This is a genomic window from Staphylococcus pasteuri, from assembly GCF_030547725.1.
Classification (GTDB): domain Bacteria; phylum Bacillota; class Bacilli; order Staphylococcales; family Staphylococcaceae; genus Staphylococcus; species Staphylococcus pasteuri.
This window is the reverse complement of sequence record NZ_JAUOQO010000410.1, coordinates 1-266: the sequence shown is the minus strand read 5'-3', so window position 1 is coordinate 266 and position 266 is coordinate 1. Positions and strand designations below refer to the sequence as shown.

Sequence of the window (266 nt, the reverse complement as noted above, 5' to 3'; positions counted from 1 at the left end):
CTCCAACCCTCAGCTTCTCGACCCCGAGTGGAATTGATGCAGGTATCGCGAAAGAAAGGAAGAGCGAGGTACGCTTAGAGATAGTTTGTACTGGCTGAAAAGCGTGATCAATATAGCTACCAGCAGAAAAGGTGACTGAAAGAAGATCGTTTTCTTGGCTGATATCGCGAGCGAGCCTAGACATTATAAAATCGACGAGTTCAGTGATCATCAATACTGGTTGCTCTTCCAAAAACTGGTCGAACTCAGGATGGCGGGCATTATTC

The 266-nt window shown here is 46.2% G+C and carries 1 protein-coding gene; it reads right to left on the bottom strand.

Translation table 11 applies throughout. The features are described from left to right. A partial coding sequence (locus Q4528_RS14180) for a hypothetical protein (protein WP_303522258.1) occupies positions 1-232 on the bottom strand: 232 nt, incomplete at its 3' end. Positions 233-266 lie beyond the last annotated feature (34 nt).